Here is an 18,355-nt window from a genome sequence, read left to right on the forward strand (position 1 = left end):
GGTAGGCGGCATGTCACAAAGTGCAGAACTATTTGTCAATCATTCCGTTACGGATGAACGTTAAAGCAACACAACGGACAGCGTCATCGCACCCCAAAGTGCAACTGCAAAACCAAATCCGAGTGCATAACGACGATCAAAGCAGGTGGCAGATTCAAGGCAGTTCATGGGGTAAACCTCCATTTGGTGTTGATGAGACCTTAGCCAGCCTGCCGGTCAATTGAAAATCAAATGGATGTGAGGCGGATGTCATCGGGCTGCCCGACAAGCGCGCATCCAGCGCCAAGCATCCAGCCCATGGCTGCTTTATAGCCAACAAGGGAACTCACCCGGAGATTTTGCATGTCTGGTGACGCGCAGGTTACTGCTGGGGAGGCCCAGGCATGGCGGCCCGAAGATCCTCGACACTGATGCCAAGGCTTTCTGCGGCAGCCTCAAAATTGGGTGGCATTGACGTGCCAAGCGCATCAATCAATTCGTTTTGACTCACTCCCAGTTCTTCTGCGAGCGCTGCAAAATCCAGCCCACCGCCACCGGGGCCACCTTGGGATGAAACAATCTCGACCTCACCATGGTAACAATCAATCATATAGGGCGCTTCATCTGCTGTCAGATGGTAGTGATAAATCCCATCTGGAAACTCCGGCGTGACGTCGACATGACCGCTGCATTCGTCCAGAACATCATCTGTAACGATCGCTCCGGCCTGACCTTTGTTGCCGTAGACCGGAAAGCCGTCTTCAAGCACACCAATCATGATCGAATGTTCGCCTGATTGATCCAGGCTGTCGCTGATGCAGACCGGAATACCGTGGTAGTGGTAATTGGTTCCGTTGACCAAAGTATGCCCGTTGCATTCGTCCACGAACGGCACGTGATCGTGGATGACATTGTCATCCATGGCCACAACAGAACGTTCGGGATTTTCATAATCGTTGAAAATCTGCGCGCCACTAAGGGCGACACCGATGCGGCCCAGTGATGTGTCCGTCACCTCGTCGACATAAATTGGCAGTGTGGTGATGGTGGTGTCGAGCGGAATTTCGGTAAAGTAATCGGCCGAATTGACGACCGTAAATGCATCCGCCGATTTGTCCTGAAACGGCTGCTCATTCGGATTTTTGGGGATCAGATACTGCTCTGCGAACCCGTGGCTTGGGATACCGTTCGATTCAAAGCGAAACGTGTTCGCCGCCTCGTCGACAGTAATTGTAACATTGTCGCTCCAGTTTGCGGCCGCAACAGCCGATCCCGTGTCAACCAGACCCGTAGTTGATCCATCGGCTTCTTGCGCGTTCGCAGACAGCTACGTCAGAACTGACGTAGCTGTCAGTGCAAGGACAGCAACCATTACCAAAGCTGCTGCCATTCTATATATTGGCGTTCTATCTAAACGTCTGTGTTTCATGATGCTTTACCTCTCGGGCAAGTTATTAAATTTACGGTTTTCGTCATTACGGTTTTCGTCATCAATGTGTTCGTGTGAGATGACTGATTCAGATGCGCGGCGACCAGGCGCATGACCGCCCAAACCATCGCGCAGGTCGCGAGTCAAGCTCCCGAGGTCAGCGGCTTTTTCAGCGCCGATCTGCTCGGCGATCATCGCATCGATCTCGCGCCAGGCTGTGTGGATCTCCGACAACAGGCCGCGCCCGCGATCAGTCAGGCGCAAAAGATTGCTGCGTGCCTCGGACGGATCGATCTCGCGCGTGATGAAACCAGCCTCTATCAGCCGGGTCGTCATCGTGCTCATGCTGGCCGGAGTTACATCGAATGCGCGGGCAAGGCTGACTTGCGAAGCAGGTTCCATGCGGGCAAGTGCGTCGAGCACGCGTGCCTGCCGTGGTCGCAACTCGATCCGGGTGAGACGCCGACGCAAATGTTCTTCCACGAGATCGGCGGAGTGCAGAAGGAAATGCAGCAAGGAGGCATCAGTTTTCATGCTAACAGTTAGTATACTAATTATTAGGCTGGTGCAAGTTCCCTGTTCAAACGGTTGTTCGCAGTGATTGAGAAACCCGCGGCGGCGCTGGCTGCCAAACTCCCCGAAACCGGTCGTAGCAGGGTTGCTTTCCAGTCAGCTCGCCCACCGGGTAAGCCTGATCAGCAATGTATTGTTAGATTGCATTCCCGACACGAGCTTTTCTAAATTTTAATCACAATGCTTTGAAAAACAGGCGTGACGGAAACACCTGATACCGCTTACAGTAAGTTAGTGAGGTAAATCAGTGCTCTTGAAAACGAAACTTTCAGTCAACCCATTGATAGGCCTGCTGGCAGTTATGGCGGTTCTTGTAACCAACGCCCCAATTGCCTTTGCTGACGATGCGCTCTTTACTTCGGTCACAGATCTGTCCGCGCCTGTAGCTGATGGCGCGCGTGAACCGTCACTTTCTACCATGATCGATGGTCGTGTGCTGATGAGTTGGACCGAACCGCAAGGACAAGGTTTTGCAGTGAAGGTCGCGATTTTTGATGGGTCCGGCTGGTCAAAGCCGCAGACAGTCGTTGAAAGGGATGATCTCTTTGTGAACTGGGCGGACTTCCCTTCCGCCATTGCATTGGCAGACGGCACGCTTGTCGCCCATTGGCTTCAGATTAATGGCGATGCATCTTATCAATACGACGTCAGAATTGCGCGGTCGGATGACGAAGGCAAGACATGGTCAAAATCCTTTGTACCCCATGATGACCGTTCACAGCGCGAACATGGGTTTGTGACCCTACTACCGACACAGAGCGACGACTTCATGGCGATCTGGTTGGATGGACGCAACTACGACATCTATGCTTCTCAAGAGATTGAGGAGAACGCCATGCAATTGCGTGCACGCTCGATCACCGGGAACTGGGAGATGAGCGACGATGCATTGATTGATGCAAGGACCTGCACATGCTGCCAGACATCGGCTGTTGTCGCTGACAATGGAGATATTGTTGCGGTCTATCGCGACCGGTCGCTCGAAGAAATTCGCGATATTTCAATCGTGCGTTATACGCCGCAGGGATGGTCTGCCCCAACCCCGGTCAGCCCGGACGGCTGGCACATAGAAGGCTGTCCCGTGAACGGTCCCGCAATCGATGCGGATGATGGCCAGACAGTCGTTGCCTGGTTCACAGCAGCCAATGACGTTCCCAAAGTTAAAGTTGCGTTTTCGAGCGATGACGGTGTGACCTTTGGGAAGGCTTTTGAGATCGATAATGGTGCACCATCTGGAAGGGTTGATGTCATTCAGCAGGCAAAGGGATCGGCACTGGTTACTTGGGTCGAACAAACGGCGCAAGGTGAGGTTGTCTTGATTTGCGCCGTCGACCCGAAGGCCGGCTGCGAGCATCCCAGAGTTGTCGCTGTCAGTTCAGTTGGAAGAACGGTTGGTTTCCCGCGCATGGCATTGGGTGAGCAAGGCGTTTTCATAGCATGGACAGAACCCTCGCAAGAAGCGACAACGCATCCCGAAGGCGGGACAACAATCCGCACGATTTTGGCCAGGACAGGTGAAGTAAAATGAAGCAGTTGATACGCTGGATATTTCCTTCGTTGGTGTTGTTTTCGATGCATTCAGGAGCTGCCGTCGCAGAAGAGGGAAAGTTCTCCTTTGGCATTCATTCAGCATCCAAAGAGTTGCCAAGGATCGAGTTCAGTGACGCCGCAGGCAATCAATTTATGCTCGAAGACTTCAAGGGCAAATATGTTCTTTTGAATATCTGGGCGACCTGGTGTCCACCTTGCCGCAAAGAACTACCCGACCTGCAGGGCTTGCAACAGGAACTTGGTGGGGATCAATTTCAGGTCATTGCCTTATCGACAGATGCGGGTCGACTTACAAATGTTCAGCGGCTTTACCAACAGCTTGGTCTGGATGAACGTGCCATATTCATTGATGAATCTGGTACTGCTATGCGTAAACTTGGCGTATTTGCGATGCCAACAACTCTCCTGATAGGTCCGGATGGGCGAGAATTAGGTCGCAAGCCTGGACCAGCGGATTGGGATAGCACTTCAGCTCTGGCATTCTTTACAGTGCAGATGGCTGACCAGGACTGATTGCTTCAAAGTCCAGGGGCGCAGCAGGTTTTTGAGCCTGCATTGACTGTCTGCAAGGATGGCTTGGATATAATCAGCGCCGTCATTCCCGATGCAACACCGCGTTCTGCTGCGCCTCTTGGGTCTGGTCCTATCCGCGTTGTGTTCAGAGTGCGCCGACCAGGATTGCCTGCCGTTTGCGTTTGCACTGGTGTGACCGATGCAGCCTCCGGTGAAAGCAGCAACCTACCTTCGGATGGCTGAAAATGTCTTCAAGAGACCACGATGCCCTAGCCGATGTCACCCGCGCCGAACATACCCGCAAATTCACACGTCATCCAAGCGATCTGATTGACACCGAATGTCAGCCGGCCGCACCAAAAGCGCGCATCGAACCCGCGCAGGCATCGTGAGTAAATCATCTGCATCTGCGGCAGAGAATACACCTTGGAATCAGGCGACGCGGGCGGACGAAACGATCCAGATCCAATCGTCGCAGAGCTGCTGTGCAGTCGGGTCGGGCTCAGGGTCCACCTAATCAGAAATGCATTGTTAGATTGCATTTCTGACAACGACTTTTCCAGTCATAAAATTTAATCAAATCGTCCGAATTCCCTTAAATCCGGCTTATCCAGTTTCCAAACTCGCAGTGAACCAATTGAGTTTTGATGCATTTCTAAATTGTAATCGCAAGTTTAGCACCATGAAGAAAGGGAATATCATGAGCATTCACACACGAACAATCAGCATGCCTGTTTTGGCTTCTGTTTTTGGCATGGCTCTTCTGGCCAGCGTGAGCAGCAGCGCCATTGCCCAATCGGTTGACGCAAATGCATCGACAGACGGCGGCGGAGCAGATGCATCCGTCAGTGTCAGCACCGGCGGCACCAGCGGCAGCGGATCAGCCAGTGTCGGCGGCGGCAGTGACACGGATGCATCCGCAAGTGTCAGTACCGGTGGTACAACCGGAACGGCAACGATTGGCTCCGGGGACGATGGCACTGCGGCCAATGTCCAAATCGGAACCGGTGACACAACGGGCACTGCAACTCTTGGTGCAGGCGGCGATGGCGCGGCAGGCAATGTCAGCATCGGCACCGGCAGCGCCACTGCCACCGGAACTGCCGCAGCTGGCAATGGTGCCAACGCCAATCTGAATGTGTCATTGCAGGATGCCAACCAGATCGGTTCGCTTTCCAGCATGTCCAGTCAGGAACTCACAGCGGTTCTCGCCGGACTTGATTCCTCGGCGGTCACCAAACTGCGCATGAATTGCGACGCTATTCTGGCAGCTCCCGGTAATTATCCCGCCGACACGGTCACCGTATGTCAGGTCATTGTCTCGCTTTAACCAGCTGAACAAACACAAAATCATTCCCGGCGGGAAGACGGTGCATCGACTGCACACACCGCCTTCCCGCCGGGGGATGCAACACCATAGACAGCGGTATGCAGACTTGTTCCGCGAACAGATCTGCAACTGAGACAACAAAAATTTTGGGAAAAATGGTGCCGGCACCAGGATTCGAACCCGGGACCTACTGATTACAAATCAGTTGCTCTACCAGCTGAGCTATACCGGCGACACAGGCGCAGTTTGCGCTGACGAAGCGCTTCCTAAGGGAAAATATCCGCTCTGTCCAGCCGCCATTTTCAGCTTCCCGGCCGTGTCAGCTGGAATACTTCATCGATCACCGCATAATCCCGGTAACCCAGCCGTGCGATGGGTTTTAACAGTGTGATGTCCAGCAACCCGTCAACCAGACAGGCATCGTCTATGTGAATGCCGAGAACCTGACCGATGACCATTGTGTAATCCGCCGCCTGACCGGACCGGTCGACCAGTGGCTTCACTTCCAGGGTTTCACATTCCAGCACCACAGCCGCCTCTGCCACCCGAGGTGCATTGATCAATGTGCACGGAACCGGCGTCAGACCGGCACGGTCAAATTCACTGACCCCATGAGCAAGAGGCGCAGACGAGGCATTCATCGCGTCTTTCAGCGCAAAGGTGGCCAGATTGCAGGCAAACACGCCGCTCTCACGGGCATTGCTGGCGCTGTCCTTCATCCCGTCTGACGAGAAAAAGACGATTGGCGGTCTGTCACTCAGCGCATTGAAAAAGCTGTATGGCGCCAGATTGTGCCGGCCGGCGGCGTCCTGGGTTGACACCCAGCCAATCGGACGTGGTGTAACAATCGCCTTGAACGGGTCATGGGGCAATCCGTGGTTCTTCTTGATAGCGTCGTAAAACAACGTCTGATCTCCGTTTGCAGAATCGTGCCGCTCAGGCAAATTAGGCCACTCAGGCCGGCCAGTCTGTCGTGATTGCTGTTATGTCCGGCCGGGCACGCTCGACCGGTGCCTGCTGCGCCGTGCCGATGTGAAAAAACCCGGCGATCCGTTCCGGCTCACTGACGCCGAGTAATCCAATTACTTTGTCATCATAGGCCATCCAGCCGGTCAGCCATTGCGCAGAAAAGCCCAGCGCCTTGCTGGCGTGCAGCAGGTTCATTCCGACCGCCCCGACCGCGAGTTCCTGTTCCCACAGTGGAATTTTCTGGTGACCCTGGGCCGTGGAGACCAGCACCACCACCAGCGGCGCATTGCTGAATACAGTTGCGGTCTTGTTGATTTCCGCTTCGCTGAGTACGCGTCCTTCATCCAGCGCTCGGGATTTTTCGCGCTCGACACAGAACTCACCCAGTTTCTGAAGCCCCTCGACGTAGATGACGATAAACCGCCACGGCACCAGCTTGCCATGATCCGGGCTGCGCGACGCCAATGTCAGCAGCTCGGAACATTGCTGTCTGTCAGGTCCCGGACCGCTCAATTGGGCGGAGGGAATCGTTCGCCGCGAAGACAGATAGGTCTTCAAGTCCATATATTCTCCTGAGTGTTTTCATTGGCCGAAGGCTCATCGCTAGGTATCGCAATAGAGCTTAAAACCTTTGAAACAATAGAAATCAACCGAGCGGGCGACTTTCCACCCAGTTCCTTTGCGTGCACAGAATGTCAATTCGGCGCGTTGGCACTTTTAAACGCCTGTTGGACGCTGTATTCAGACAATCAGGTTTGCGGAATGATCCGGCCATCAAAAGGCCAATCTATCGTTCCATCCAAACCTGTAACAAGGTGTGCTCGGACTATGAGCGGGACAGCGCATCAATACGAAGGTCAGCAACGAATTCATGAAATTTTTGACACACGCTATAACAGCGGCATTGTTTCGGATTGTGGGTGCGCTCCTGCTGCTGGGTGTCACCGCCACAGCAGTTTCTGCCCAAAGCGCGCCATTGCCAAGGGCAAAACCCGGCGCCGGTGAGAACGCCATCAACCCGGCGCAGAACCTTCTCGATGTTCTGCCGCAAATTCTCGGGGCGCCGCCAGCCGGCAGCGCTCAGGACCTGCCGCCTGTCGATGCCAATGCCGGACCGGCCAAGGCTGTACTCGTTGCCAAACTGATTGAAGACGGCGAACCCATTCCGTTCGGTGTTGTGTGGCGCATTTACGACCAGGTGCCAGAGGAGAGCGGCACCTATCCGCTGGTTGCCAGCGGACGCGGTGGTGACTGGAGCCAGACCCTGCAGCCCGGCAATTATCTGGTTCACGCCTCTTACGGCAAGGCATCCTCAACCGCCGTGTTGCGCATGGCCGGGGATCCGGTCACCGAAACCATTATCCTGGGTGCCGGTGGACTGCGCCTTCAGGCCCAACTGACTGGAGATGTCACCATCCCTGCCGACAAGGTGAAGTTTCGCGTCTCCGAAAGCAATTCGGAAACCACCGATGAAACCCTGATTGTGGACGGCGCCCGCCCGGGCCTGATTCTGCCGTTGAATGCCGGCACATACCGGGTTGAAAGCAAATATGGCAATGCCAATGCCACCGTCAGTGCCGATATTACCGTGGAAGAAGGCAAACTGACCGATGCAACCCTGTATCACAGAGCTGCGGAAGTCACCCTGAAGCTGGTCAACGAACCGGGCGGCGAAGCAATTGCCAACACAAAATGGACATTGCTCTATCCCAATGGAGAAGTGATTGCTGAAACCGTCGGTGCGTTTCCCGAATATGTTCTGGAAGAAGGCGATTATGCGGTGGTCGCAACCCACGAGGACACGCCTTACAACCGCAATTTTTCAGTCGAAGCCGGCCGCAACCGCGATGTCGAAGTTCTGCTGCAAGGTCAATAGGCCCGCCAGGGTTTCACGACTGGATTTTCACCATCGGGCCGGCAAATCAACGCGCGGTACCAATCCCTGCACAGGGCGGCACCGCGCGGCAACAACTTTATTGCGCCTGCAGACGGGCAAGATCGGGCGGCAGAGCTTCCTCAACCAGACTTTTTATGGCTTCGTCCAGGCTCATCACTGTCTGATGTTTGGAGCCGATGCGGCGGATTGACACAGAGCCGTCTTCCGATTCCCTGGACCCGACCGCTATGATGGCCGGGACTTTGCCGAGACTGTGTTCGCGAACCTTGTAGTTGATCTTTTCATTGCGCAGATCCGCCTCAACCCTGAGGCCCGCAGCGCGCATCGCATCACGCACTTTCACAGCATATTCATCGGCTTCCGAAGTGATGGTCGCGATCATGATCTGCAGGGGTGCCAGCCACAGCGGAAAATGGCCCGCATGATGCTCAATCAGAATGCCGGTGAACCGTTCCAGAGATCCGAAGATTGCGCGATGCAGCATCACCGGAAGGTGCTTCTCGCCATCAGAGCCGATATAGAACGCGCCCAGCCTTTCCGGCAGGTTCAAATCCACTTGCAGCGTGCCGCATTGCCAGTCACGTCCAATGGCGTCACGCAGCACATATTCCAGTTTCGGACCATAGAAAGCGCCCTCGCCGGGGTTCAGCGTATAGGCATCTCCGGCAGCTTCCACCGCAGTTATCAGTGCTGCCTCCGCCTCGTCCCAGACTTCATCTGAACCGACCCGTTTTTCCGGTCGATCGGAAAACTTGATGCGGATGTCAGTAAATCCGAAATCGGCATAGATCGACAGCAGCAGATTGTGGATCGCCAGGCATTGTTCGGTGATCTGCTCTTCGGTCACAAACACATGAGCATCGTCCTGGGTAAAGGAGCGAACCCGCATCAGGCCATGTAGAGCGCCGGACGGTTCGTAGCGGTGCACTTTGCCGAATTCGCTGATCTTGGCAGGCAGATCCCGATAGGATTTCAGACCATTCTTGAACACTTGAACATGGCCGGGGCAATTCATCGGTTTCAGCGCAAACACGCGTTCATCAGGCGTGGTTGTGGTGAACATGTTTTCGCCGAATTTCTCCCAGTGGCCGGAAGCCTCCCAGAGCGAGCGGTCGAGCATGTCCGGCGTGTTCACCTCATCATAATCCGCGCCGTCATTGCGGCGGCGCATGTAATTGATAAGGTTTTGAAACAGGGCCCAGCCCTTTTCATGCCAGAACACCGAACCCGGGCCTTCATCCTGGAAGTGGAACAGATCCATTTCGCGCCCGAGTTTGCGGTGATCGCGTTTTTCAGCTTCTTCAAGCCGTGTCAGATAGGTTTGCAGATCTTTTTCATTGGACCATGCAGTTCCGTAAATACGGGTCAGCATGGCGTTGTCGCTGTCGCCGCGCCAATAGGCTCCGGCCACCTTCATCAGTTTGAAGGCCTGCCCGACCTGCCCTGTGGACACCATATGCGGCCCGCGGCACAGATCGAACCAGTCACCCTGATAGTAAATCTTGACGTCTTCGCCTTCGGGAATCGCGTCCAGCAATTCAACCTTGTAGCCTTCGCCCAACTCGGAAAATACGCTGGCAGCCTTGTCCCGCGACCAGACCTCGCGGGTGAACGGCGCATTGCGCTGAATGATTTCCTTCATCTTGGCTTCGATCTTCGGCAGATCGTCCAGTGTGAATGGCTCATCGCGGGCAAAATCGTAGAAAAATCCGTCTTCAATGACCGGCCCGATCGTCACCTGGGTGCCGGGATACAATTCCTGCACCGCTTGGGCCATCACATGAGCCGTGTCATGGCGGATCAACTCCAGCGCCCGCTCATCATCCCGTGTGACAATCTCGACCTGCGCACCATCATGCAGCGGATCAGCAAGATCGGTCAGCGCGCCATCGAGCACCATGGCGACGGATTTTTTTGCCAGTGATTTTGAAATGTTCTCGGCCAGATCCTTGCCGCTGGAGCCGTTCTCCAGGGATCGCTCTGAACCGTCCGGTAATTTAATGGAAATCATCAGTCTGTCTCCTGCTCACTCTCTGCCAACGAATGCAGGTAAGCTTTTGTGTTGAATACGGGCGCGGGTTTAACGCGGCAGCATTGCTGATGCAAGTGGCCGGCGCCGGATTGACCGGGACGTCTGCGCGCCCTGTTGCGGACGGGAGTTGCGGACGGGAGTTGCGGACGGGGGCTGAAGACAAGGATCAGTCCAGCCGGGTTGCCGGGTCGATATGCCCGCCCGTCCAGCGCCCATAGCGCCATGGCCGGTACCAGCAGGCATTTTCCGGCAGCGTTTCAGGTGCCGGATCATATCCTGAGGCCCCGAGAGGATTGCACCTGCTGAACCGCGCCAGTGTCATCCACCCCCCGGCCCACAGGCCAAACCGGGAAATCGATTCGGCACCATAGCTCGAGCATGTCGGCGCATAGCGGCACGATGAACCCAGAAGTGGCGATATCACCTTCTGATATATCCGGATCAACGCCAGACCGAAATATGCCGGCCATTTGCGAAGGAATGGAAAATCTGGAATTTTTCACCTCAAGGTTTCAGCGTTATTGCGTGCTTGTCTGACACATCATTTCACGGCATTCTTATCACATGACACGTCGCCAACTTAATATACTGATTCCAGTGGTAAGCATTGCCATTCTCATGGGCATTGTCTGGGGCTGGCTGGCCGGCAACACCGGCAAGATCATCTATGTCCTCACGCCCACGGATCTGGAAGACCCCGTCCGGGTTGAACAACTTGTCACCGGGCCAATGAAAGACAATCTCAAAACCTCCGGCGACGTTGGCCGGATCACAGGTGTCAGCATTGCGGGTCTGTCTGCGATTGCGGCCGAACCGGCTGGATTTGCCGTTTCCATAGACAGTTTGACCCGCGAGCTGACCACGCTGGCATCCAGTCAGATCACCGAAGATCCGCCTTTACGGCCGTCAGTGATCGGCGTTGATCGCAATGATATCATCCATGTCTTCCGCATCTACAATGATGTCTCCGACGAACGATTGATGATTTCGGCGGCGGACCTTCTGATCCGCGAATTGAAAACCCTGAATCTGCGCGTATTCGCCAATCCGCAAAATGCCGAATCTGCTGCTGATGAGCAGACCTATGTGGCTTTGGGTGCCGTGCCGGAAGAGGCATTTTCCGAGATGATCGAAGGCATTCAGAACAGAATTCCGCCGGAAATCTATCTGAGCGCTTATTACGAGATTTCAGGTCGCTTCTAGTTCGAAATAAAGCTCCTTGAACGCACCCTCAACAGGCAGTCGCCTGGATTTTTTGCGCTGCTTCGATCTGGTCCAGTGCGTCCACCACCGCATCGAATACCAGCAGGGTTGAGGCATGGCGCGCCCGGTAATCGCGCACCGGTTGCAGAAATTTCAGGGCGGAAAACCGCCCCTCCGGCGCAGGGCCAGCCTGTTTCAGCATGGCATACATAGTGGTCTTCAGGGCGCGCAGTTCATCTGCATGTGCGCCGACAATATGAGATGCCACAATCGAGGCTGACGACTGGCCGAGCGCACAGGCTTTCACCTCATGCGCATAGTCGGTAACAATGCCATCGCTGACCTTCAGATCGACAGTGATGGTTGAGCCACACAGCTTGGAATGCGCTTTGGCGGATGCATCAGGGGCATCCAGTTTTCCCAGTCGCGGAATATTTCCGGCAAATTCCAGAATCTTCGCATTGTAGACATCGTCGATCATGGCGGATAATGCCTGCTGTCCAGAGTTTTACGTCACAATTCATGACAATTTCTGTCAGTATATAATCACGTTTGCGGAAATTGTCAGGGCTGCAGCTTGCCTCATACAAGATCAGCCTTATGTCTGCGTGTGGCAGCCGGCCAGCCCCCGGCTGGCGCTATGCGGCAAAATCGGCTTATAAACAGCGCACCAATCCAGCCTGCCCTTCAGGAGTTTAACATGGATGCAATTCTTGATCCGTTCAAAAAGACCGGTTCAGCACCAGACATAAAAACCGCCCGCCCTTCTCGCGAAGAGGCGGAAGCTGCGGTGCGCACACTGATTGCCTGGACAGGAGATGATCCGGCGCGCGAAGGTTTGCTTGATACGCCTAAACGGGTGGTGAAAGCCTATGAGGAATTTTATCGTGGGTATGATGAAAACGCGCAGGAAGCGCTGGCCCGCACATTTGAAGATGTCGGCGGCTATGATGACATTGTTGTGGTCCGCAACATTCCGTTTTATTCCCACTGCGAGCACCACATGGTGCCCTTCACAGGCAAGGCCCATATAGCATATTATCCGATTGAAGGCGTTGTCGGTCTGTCCAAACTGGCACGGGTTACCGATGTCTTCGCCCGCCGCATGCAGACCCAGGAACATCTGACCGCCCAGATTGCCGACGCTATTGACGAGGCGCTGCAGCCTCGTGGTGTTGCGGTGTTTCTCGAAGCCGAGCATATGTGCATGTCATTGCGCGGCGTGCAGAAGCACGGCGTCTCCACCATCACCACCCAGTTCAAGGGCGTGTTCCGCGACGATCCCAACGAGCAGATCCGGTTTCTGGCTCTGGTGCGCGGCGAGTCAGCATAAACAACTGAGCCGTTTGCAAGACACAGGCGTTTGCATTGCCGCAATGCATATCGCATAAATGCCTTTCATCCAGATGGAGGCTGTTATGCCGAGCTACGAACTTGATGGTATTGCACCGGACTACGCGGAAAACTCCAGTATTTGGATCGCGCCGGACGCCCATATCATTGGACAGGTGCATCTTGGCAAACAGGTCGGCATCTGGTTCGGCGCCGTCTTGCGCGGTGATAATGAGCGCATCTCAATTGGCGATGGGACAAACATTCAGGAACACACCATGGTCCATACCGACCCGGGGTTTCCTGCCACAATCGGTCACAACTGCACCATCGGCCACCGCGCCATCATTCACGGCTGTACAATCGCGGATAATACCCTGATCGGTATGGGTGCCATCGTTCTGAATGGGGCCAGGATCGGCAGCAATTGCCTGATCGGTGCCGGGGCACTCATCCCCGAAGGCAAAGTCATCCCCGACAATTCCCTGGTGGTGGGCATGCCCGGCAAGATCATCCGCACGCTGACGCCGCATGATGCCGCAAAACTGACTGCATCGGCCCTGAATTATCAGCGAAATGCAAAGCGATTCGCGGCAGGCCTGAGACCGCTTTGAGCGGACCGGGTCAAAACCGGTCCGGTAATGCCGACGTCCTTCGCCGGGACTTTTGCTATTCTGTGCTGGCGGTCAAGGTCGGTGCGACGTGGCGGGTATTGTCCACCGCTTCCCATTTCGCAGGATGCTTGCTGGATTGCCGCTTCAGATAAGTATATGGCGTCTCGGCCCAGTTTTTGACCAGCGCTTCGAGATTATCGAGGATGAAATCGCCGCGGTCTGTTTTGACCGTCAGAACCGCATGCCCGCCCCCGTCAATGTCCAGCGCAACCGTGATCAGCAGGCTGCCGGCGGGCCAGCCGGCCTGCATCAGAAAATGCCGCTTCAGCAGCGCAAAATCTTCGCAATCGCCATATTTTCCAGGAAACGCCCAGACTTCAGGACGCGCATAGAGTTCCATGTCCGTCACCGCCGTAACCGACTGGTTGACGAGATGATTGATCCGGATCAATTCATCCCAGCGCTCTTGGGTCAGCGTCACGAGACCTTCCTGATTATCCTGTAATTTGCATTCCTCGGGATTGCTGTCACAAAATGTCACGTGGCCGACGGGAGGACGTGCCTTGCCGGTAATCGGCATGAAAGCGGAATTGATTTCCCGCGCTTCCGGTTGGCTAATCACGAAGAAAGCTATAATGAAACCAAAGAAAATAGATCGTTTGAAGTATTTCATAACATAGAACTCACCAATTGAATGAGCACATAATACATGTGACAATTTTACGTGATGAAAAAAATCATAACTACTTTTAAATCGAATTTATATAAAAATTTATATAAATTTGTAATAATTCATTAACCAGGAATTTCACCTATCAACCCTCCAGGCCGCCATCGAAAACAGTAAGATGCTGCACACGTTTTTCCGAATTTGCCAGCGGCACCACGTTAAAATTCGGCGTCCGCACACCGTGCCGCGACAAATGGTCAGTATGGCGCAGCGGATATGCCGGATTGGACCTGACCTGGCGCCGGCCAAATTGTTTTTCGATTCGGGCCTGAAGATCAGCAATGCCATGCGGTATTTTCGGCTCGGCTTGTCTGGCAAGAGCGTAAAGCGAAATAGCGGTAGACGAGCGCAGGTTTTCAAATGGCGAATCCGGGTCCGGCCGCCCGGACAGCTCTTGCATGGCCTCCTGATTTGAAGAGCTGATCATTCTGGCTGACAGAATACTGTTACGCACGATCGGGTCGCGGCCCAGCCAGACCGGGTCTTCAACCGTAACGCAGGCTCCGATGAGCCTGGTAAATCCGCCGGTGGCATTTCTCAGCGGAAGTACAATCCACTGTTGTTCAATGGTGCGCCCATTTGCGCTGGTTCCAAGAATATCTGCCTTGAAGATAGCCCCCTTCTCGGCGACCTGGGTCAGCGCAATCTGCATCCTGCGGCGGTCCATATCGGCAAAATGCGCCAGTGGACGCTGGCCTTTCAACTCGCGGCGCGCATTCTGACACAGCAGGGTTCCGGCAAGACGGTAGTAAAACCGCCCATTGTTGTTGCGTTCAAGCAGAAAGACTTCGGGAAGAATGCTGCTGATGTCGCCGGGATGGATATCCGAACGCGCTGGTGCAGAATTATTTTCGCGCTTTTGATTCCAGTAATTGAACAATGCGTGAATCGTCGGGTGATCCATAAAAAACCGCTGCGTACCTGAATTTTGTAATACCTAACGAAGTATTAACAGCTTTGCCGGAAGCTGCACGGGCCAATGGACAACATGGTTAATATCCCGGCGCGCCTGTGGATTACACTGCAGTTTTCCCATTGGAATGACAAAGCGGGCTTTGTATTTGCTGAATTGAAGCGCTATCACTCGGCTATGGATCAATTCAACACTGAGCCGCCGGAAGGCAACACCCGCGCAATCAATGCGCCAAATATCATCATTGCGCTGATCGCTCTGATCATTGGCATTCATGCTGGTCTCGGCCTGCTCTCGGAACAGGCATTTTTCGACCTTTTTGTGCGGTTTTCATTCATACCGGCGCGTTACAGCACAGATCTGAACTTGCCAGGATCGCCCTATTCAGAATGGATCAGTCCGGTGAGTTACGCCCTGTTGCATGGTGACTGGGTCCATGTGCTGACCAACTCCATCTGGATGCTCGCATTCGGCAGTGCGCTGGCTTGGCGGTTCGGCACTGCAAGGTTTTTGCTGTTTTCAGTGCTGTGTGCAATTGCAGGAGCTGGCGCTCATTTTCTGGCAAATCCCGGTTCCGTGGCCCCGACCATCGGCGCGTCAGCGGCCATTTCGGGACACATGGCAGCCGTCGGCCGGTTTGCATTCAGCTCCGGCGGGCCTCTGACCCGCTCCCCGCTGCAGCGCAAACCATCGGATTTCATGCAGCCCGCCGAGCCGATATCCGTCCTGCTGCGCAACCGCTCGGCTTTGATATTCATTGGAATCTGGTTTGCGGTAAATCTGCTTTTCGGCCTGACCGGAGCCGGCTTTGGCGGTCAGGATGTCCGCATTGCCTGGGAAGCGCATCTGGGCGGTTTTCTGGCCGGATTGCTGCTGTTTCCGTTGCTTGATCCTGTCGCGCGCAAAAGTTGAGCGCACCGCTTTAATACCACGAAAAGCTGCGTGACTTGCTCATTTCGACATTTCGTCGCACACTTCGCGTTCAACTCGCTTCTGGCGACACTATGAGGAACGGGAGGACAATATGAACATAGCTTCCATATTGCACGAAAAGGGCCATGATGTTTTCACCATCAAACTGCCCAAAACACTGCTGGATATCTGCGCCACTTTGCGCGAGCACCGCATTGGCGCCATTCTGATTGTCGATGATGCGGGCAAGGTTGCCGGTATACTCTCCGAGCGCGACATTGTACGCCGCATAGCGACAGACGGTCCCGACGCATTGAAGGCCGACGCATCGGACTGCATGACCTCTTCTGTGGTCACTTGCGGGCCTGAGGAAACCATTCAGGCTGCCATGGCCCGCATGAGTGAGGGACGTTTCCGCCACATACCGGTTGTCGAAAATGGCGACCTGGTGGGAATGGTTTCAATCGGCGATCTCGTCAAGCGCCGGATAGCGGATGCGGAACGCGAAGCGGAAGATCTCAAGAACTATTTGTACGCAAGTTAAACTGCTGTGATAAAATGGACACCCCTGCGCCGGAGCACATAACAGTGCCTGCGCGGCGGAAGCCGCAATTGCGCCTCTGCCGCCGGTCAGGTCCTGTTGGAAACTGTTTCCTCGAGCAACTCCAACTGGATCTGCTGCATTTCGACAAGTTTTTCCCATTGCCGCACCAACTGGTGATCAAGTTTTTCGTGCAATTGTCGGATTTCAAGTTCAGCCTTCAGATTGGTCTTGTAATCCTCCATAGCCGTTTCACGGTCTTTCACGCCTTGCCTGCGCTGGCTCATCATGATGATTGGCGCCTGCAACGCGGCCATTGACGACAAAACCAGGTTCAGCAGAATGAACGGATAGGGATCAAACGGCTTTGACAGAAAGATACCCAGATTGACCACCATCCACGTCAGCAGAATCGCACAGAAGGCCAGGATGAAGGTCCAGGAGCCGCCAAATCTGGCAACCCTGTCTGCCATTTTCTCTCCGAAAGACGCATTTTCATCGGTGGCGTATGATGGTGTCTTCGACAGAATTTGACCGGTTTCAATGGCTTCGACAACTTCAAGGTCAAGCGCATTGAGCTGCCCGCTTTCATCCTGCAGCAGATTTTCAACATAGCGCCGGCGATACCCGGCCAGATCATCACGGCAGATGAATTTCCCTTCGCCCCAGTCGGGCACATCCTGCAAGATCAGGGCCGAGAGACCCGGCCTGACGGATATCCACGGACGCATCTCCGATACGGCAAACATCTTGCCGCAAACGGCGCAAGGCGCTGTTGCATTCAACTGGCGGCGTTGGCTCTTTGTCATGCGCGCGCATTTCCTGTTCCAGGATAAGGACTGGTTGCTGAGGGCCGGTCACAATGACGGTTGCCCCTTTTACACTGTATCCACTGATATCCACGGACCTTTTTTAAACATCACGCATGCTGTCAGCGCTCCGGTTCTCCGGTCTCAAGCTGGAGAATATACATGCTCGCTCCGATGATGAGCAGTGCCCCGATCCACAGATTGCCATCTGGAGTAAATTGAAAAGCCAACCAGCCGAACAGGACATTCAAGGGCAGCTTCAGATGATCGAATGGCTGCACATAGGACGCATCGGCCACCGCATAAGCCCGCGTCAATGCCAGTTGCGCCAGAGCAGTGAGGATTCCGGCACATAAAATCAACCAGAATGCCGGACCGGTTGGAAACACAAAGCCCTCCATCCCAGCAAACACAGCGTTGATCGGCGTCAGCAGCACCAGCAGATAGGCCGTCACGCTATCGGGCGCTTCTTCCCGCGTAAGCTGTTTGGTCATCACAGAAGACATCGCCCAGAAGATTGCAGCGGCCATTGGAAGCAGCGCTGCAAGGCTGAAGCTATCGGACCATGGTGACAGAATGATCATGCCCCCGGCAAAGCCGATGATGGTCGCCGCCCAGCGCTGCGCGCTGACAGTTTCGCGCAAAAACAGCGAAGCACCAATGGTGACAAAGAAAGGTGATGTCATGATCAGGGCAATGGCCTGCCAGATCGGAACATATTTCAGACCCAGCACCCACAATTGCACACCGAAAGAAGCCAAGAACACCCGTAGCAGGTGCTGGCCGAAATGATGGGTTTTGAAGGCGGCTGGCCCCTGCCTCAATAACCAAGATCCGCCGATGACCAGCGCAATTGCATATTGCCAGAATGCGACCGATGATGACGGCATGCCAAAATGCATGGCTGCAGCCTGAACTGAAATATTGACCAGCGCAAACAGACTGCCGGCCACAACCATATAGGCTGCACCGGCAACAGCCGGCGAAGATTGATTTTTTAAAAGATACTGATTCATCGCGATCATCTC

21 protein-coding genes and 1 tRNA gene are annotated in these 18,355 nt (G+C 54.5%); 10 read left to right on the forward strand and 12 right to left on the reverse strand.

The features are described from left to right. Positions 1-361: 361 nt before the first annotated feature. Together RAL88_RS03960 and RAL88_RS03965 are read right to left on the reverse strand one after the other, a co-directional pair. Positions 362-994 (reverse strand): YHYH protein, encoded by a 633-nt coding sequence (locus RAL88_RS03960; protein ID WP_306267430.1) that lies wholly within the window; start codon positions 992-994, stop codon positions 362-364. A gap of 420 nt (positions 995-1,414) precedes the next feature. Beyond that, positions 1,415-1,942, reverse strand: coding sequence for a MarR family winged helix-turn-helix transcriptional regulator (locus RAL88_RS03965; RefSeq protein ID WP_306267431.1), 528 nt, complete (start codon positions 1,940-1,942; stop codon positions 1,415-1,417). A gap of 286 nt (positions 1,943-2,228) precedes the next feature. On the opposite strand from RAL88_RS03965, the gene RAL88_RS03970 reads away from it, so the two are divergent. The 4 genes from RAL88_RS03970 to RAL88_RS03985 all read left to right on the forward strand — a co-directional run bounded on the left by RAL88_RS03970 (position 2,229) and on the right by RAL88_RS03985 (position 5,375). Beyond that, on the forward strand, positions 2,229-3,509 hold the full coding sequence (locus RAL88_RS03970) for a sialidase family protein (protein WP_306267432.1): 1,281 nt from the start codon (positions 2,229-2,231) through the stop codon (positions 3,507-3,509). Beyond that, a complete protein-coding gene (locus RAL88_RS03975) occupies positions 3,506-4,045 on the forward strand; it encodes a TlpA disulfide reductase family protein (RefSeq protein ID WP_306267433.1) in 540 nt (179 codons plus the stop codon). The genes RAL88_RS03970 and RAL88_RS03975 overlap by 4 nt, the downstream gene beginning before the upstream one ends. A 245-nt stretch (positions 4,046-4,290) precedes the next feature. Next, positions 4,291-4,437 (forward strand): hypothetical protein, encoded by a 147-nt coding sequence (locus RAL88_RS03980; RefSeq protein WP_306267434.1) that lies wholly within the window; start codon positions 4,291-4,293, stop codon positions 4,435-4,437. A gap of 308 nt (positions 4,438-4,745) precedes the next feature. Continuing rightward, complete coding sequence (locus RAL88_RS03985) at positions 4,746-5,375, forward strand: hypothetical protein (RefSeq protein ID WP_306267435.1); 630 nt, start codon at positions 4,746-4,748, stop codon at positions 5,373-5,375. A 156-nt stretch (positions 5,376-5,531) separates the two neighbouring features. Here the strand turns inward: RAL88_RS03985 and RAL88_RS03990 are convergent. The 3 genes from RAL88_RS03990 to RAL88_RS04000 all read right to left on the reverse strand — a co-directional run bounded on the left by RAL88_RS03990 (position 5,532) and on the right by RAL88_RS04000 (position 6,908). Beyond that, positions 5,532-5,607: transfer RNA gene (locus RAL88_RS03990), tRNA-Thr, on the reverse strand. A 70-nt stretch (positions 5,608-5,677) separates the two neighbouring features. Continuing rightward, positions 5,678-6,280, reverse strand: coding sequence for a flavin reductase family protein (locus RAL88_RS03995; RefSeq protein WP_306267436.1), 603 nt, complete (start codon positions 6,278-6,280; stop codon positions 5,678-5,680). A gap of 49 nt (positions 6,281-6,329) precedes the next feature. Next, positions 6,330-6,908, reverse strand: coding sequence for a nitroreductase (locus RAL88_RS04000; RefSeq protein ID WP_306267437.1), 579 nt, complete (start codon positions 6,906-6,908; stop codon positions 6,330-6,332). A gap of 307 nt (positions 6,909-7,215) precedes the next feature. Between RAL88_RS04000 and RAL88_RS04005 the strand changes: the two genes are divergently transcribed. After that, positions 7,216-8,220: a hypothetical protein gene (locus RAL88_RS04005; protein ID WP_306267438.1), complete on the forward strand. Its 1,005-nt coding sequence runs from the start codon at positions 7,216-7,218 to the stop codon at positions 8,218-8,220. Between the two features lie 97 nt (positions 8,221-8,317). On the opposite strand, the gene thrS is transcribed toward RAL88_RS04005, so the two are convergent. Both thrS and yidD read right to left on the reverse strand, forming a co-directional pair. Beyond that, positions 8,318-10,252 (reverse strand): threonine--tRNA ligase, encoded by a 1,935-nt coding sequence (gene thrS, locus RAL88_RS04010; RefSeq protein ID WP_306267439.1) that lies wholly within the window; start codon positions 10,250-10,252, stop codon positions 8,318-8,320. A 187-nt stretch (positions 10,253-10,439) separates the two neighbouring features. Next, on the reverse strand, positions 10,440-10,769 hold the full coding sequence (yidD, locus tag RAL88_RS04015) for a membrane protein insertion efficiency factor YidD (RefSeq protein WP_306269577.1): 330 nt from the start codon (positions 10,767-10,769) through the stop codon (positions 10,440-10,442). Positions 10,770-10,837: 68 nt separating this feature from the next. Between yidD and RAL88_RS04020 the strand changes: the two genes are divergently transcribed. Then, positions 10,838-11,476, forward strand: a complete 639-nt coding sequence (locus RAL88_RS04020; RefSeq protein WP_306267440.1) for a hypothetical protein — start codon at positions 10,838-10,840, stop codon at positions 11,474-11,476. A 28-nt stretch (positions 11,477-11,504) separates the two neighbouring features. Here the strand turns inward: RAL88_RS04020 and RAL88_RS04025 are convergent, their stop codons facing one another. Further along, a complete protein-coding gene (locus tag RAL88_RS04025; protein WP_306267441.1) occupies positions 11,505-11,957 on the reverse strand; it encodes an iron-sulfur cluster assembly scaffold protein in 453 nt (150 codons plus the stop codon). Positions 11,958-12,176: 219 nt separating this feature from the next. On the opposite strand from RAL88_RS04025, the gene folE reads away from it, so the two are divergent. Both folE and RAL88_RS04035 read left to right on the forward strand, forming a co-directional pair. After that, the gene (gene folE / locus RAL88_RS04030; protein WP_306267442.1) at positions 12,177-12,809 is read left to right on the forward strand and encodes a GTP cyclohydrolase I FolE; all 633 of its coding nucleotides are present in this window, start codon (positions 12,177-12,179) and stop codon (positions 12,807-12,809) included. 85 nt (positions 12,810-12,894) lie between these two features. Next, positions 12,895-13,422: a gamma carbonic anhydrase family protein gene (locus RAL88_RS04035; protein WP_306267443.1), complete on the forward strand. Its 528-nt coding sequence runs from the start codon at positions 12,895-12,897 to the stop codon at positions 13,420-13,422. A 55-nt stretch (positions 13,423-13,477) separates the two neighbouring features. On the opposite strand, the gene RAL88_RS04040 is transcribed toward RAL88_RS04035, so the two are convergent. Both RAL88_RS04040 and RAL88_RS04045 read right to left on the reverse strand, forming a co-directional pair. Continuing rightward, positions 13,478-14,095, reverse strand: a complete 618-nt coding sequence (locus RAL88_RS04040; protein ID WP_306267444.1) for a transglutaminase-like cysteine peptidase — start codon at positions 14,093-14,095, stop codon at positions 13,478-13,480. Positions 14,096-14,237: 142 nt separating this feature from the next. Continuing rightward, entirely contained in the window at positions 14,238-15,056 is an 819-nt protein-coding gene (locus RAL88_RS04045) for a PAS domain-containing protein (protein WP_306267445.1), read from the reverse strand. Positions 15,057-15,131: 75 nt separating this feature from the next. On the opposite strand from RAL88_RS04045, the gene RAL88_RS04050 reads away from it, so the two are divergent. Together RAL88_RS04050 and RAL88_RS04055 are read left to right on the forward strand one after the other, a co-directional pair. Further along, positions 15,132-15,977 (forward strand): rhomboid family intramembrane serine protease, encoded by an 846-nt coding sequence (locus tag RAL88_RS04050; protein ID WP_306267446.1) that lies wholly within the window; start codon positions 15,132-15,134, stop codon positions 15,975-15,977. Positions 15,978-16,089: 112 nt separating this feature from the next. Next, complete coding sequence (locus RAL88_RS04055) at positions 16,090-16,521, forward strand: CBS domain-containing protein (protein ID WP_306267447.1); 432 nt, start codon at positions 16,090-16,092, stop codon at positions 16,519-16,521. Between the two features lie 86 nt (positions 16,522-16,607). On the opposite strand, the gene RAL88_RS04060 is transcribed toward RAL88_RS04055, so the two are convergent. Next, entirely contained in the window at positions 16,608-17,327 is a 720-nt protein-coding gene (locus RAL88_RS04060; protein ID WP_306267448.1) for a DUF1003 domain-containing protein, read from the reverse strand. 122 nt (positions 17,328-17,449) lie between these two features. Beyond that, the gene (locus RAL88_RS04065) at positions 17,450-18,343 is read right to left on the reverse strand and encodes a DMT family transporter (protein ID WP_306267449.1); all 894 of its coding nucleotides are present in this window, start codon (positions 18,341-18,343) and stop codon (positions 17,450-17,452) included. Positions 18,344-18,355: the final 12 nt, after the last annotated feature.

Source organism: Pararhizobium sp. IMCC3301, from assembly GCF_030758315.1.
Classification (GTDB): Bacteria; Pseudomonadota; Alphaproteobacteria; order Rhizobiales.

Excerpts from the sequence above, each read along its gene's own strand:
- RAL88_RS04045 (WP_306267445.1), bottom strand. The coding sequence starts at position 15,056 with ATGGATCACCCGACGATTCACGCATTGTTCAATTACTGGAATCAAAAG.
- RAL88_RS04000 (WP_306267437.1), bottom strand. The coding sequence starts at position 6,908 with ATGGACTTGAAGACCTATCTGTCTTCGCGGCGAACGATTCCCTCCGCC.
- RAL88_RS03980 (WP_306267434.1), top strand. The coding sequence starts at position 4,291 with ATGTCTTCAAGAGACCACGATGCCCTAGCCGATGTCACCCGCGCCGAA.
- RAL88_RS04025 (WP_306267441.1), bottom strand. The coding sequence starts at position 11,957 with ATGATCGACGATGTCTACAATGCGAAGATTCTGGAATTTGCCGGAAAT.
- RAL88_RS04055 (WP_306267447.1), top strand. The coding sequence starts at position 16,090 with ATGAACATAGCTTCCATATTGCACGAAAAGGGCCATGATGTTTTCACC.
- RAL88_RS04060 (WP_306267448.1), bottom strand. The coding sequence starts at position 17,327 with ATGACAAAGAGCCAACGCCGCCAGTTGAATGCAACAGCGCCTTGCGCC.
- RAL88_RS03965 (WP_306267431.1), bottom strand. The coding sequence starts at position 1,942 with ATGAAAACTGATGCCTCCTTGCTGCATTTCCTTCTGCACTCCGCCGAT.
- folE (WP_306267442.1), top strand. The coding sequence starts at position 12,177 with ATGGATGCAATTCTTGATCCGTTCAAAAAGACCGGTTCAGCACCAGAC.
- RAL88_RS04035 (WP_306267443.1), top strand. The coding sequence starts at position 12,895 with ATGCCGAGCTACGAACTTGATGGTATTGCACCGGACTACGCGGAAAAC.
- RAL88_RS04005 (WP_306267438.1), top strand. The coding sequence starts at position 7,216 with ATGAAATTTTTGACACACGCTATAACAGCGGCATTGTTTCGGATTGTG.
- RAL88_RS04050 (WP_306267446.1), top strand. The coding sequence starts at position 15,132 with ATGGACAACATGGTTAATATCCCGGCGCGCCTGTGGATTACACTGCAG.
- RAL88_RS03975 (WP_306267433.1), top strand. The coding sequence starts at position 3,506 with ATGAAGCAGTTGATACGCTGGATATTTCCTTCGTTGGTGTTGTTTTCG.
- RAL88_RS04040 (WP_306267444.1), bottom strand. The coding sequence starts at position 14,095 with ATGAAATACTTCAAACGATCTATTTTCTTTGGTTTCATTATAGCTTTC.
- RAL88_RS04020 (WP_306267440.1), top strand. The coding sequence starts at position 10,838 with ATGACACGTCGCCAACTTAATATACTGATTCCAGTGGTAAGCATTGCC.
- RAL88_RS03985 (WP_306267435.1), top strand. The coding sequence starts at position 4,746 with ATGAGCATTCACACACGAACAATCAGCATGCCTGTTTTGGCTTCTGTT.
- RAL88_RS04065 (WP_306267449.1), bottom strand. The coding sequence starts at position 18,343 with ATGAATCAGTATCTTTTAAAAAATCAATCTTCGCCGGCTGTTGCCGGT.
- thrS (WP_306267439.1), bottom strand. The coding sequence starts at position 10,252 with ATGATTTCCATTAAATTACCGGACGGTTCAGAGCGATCCCTGGAGAAC.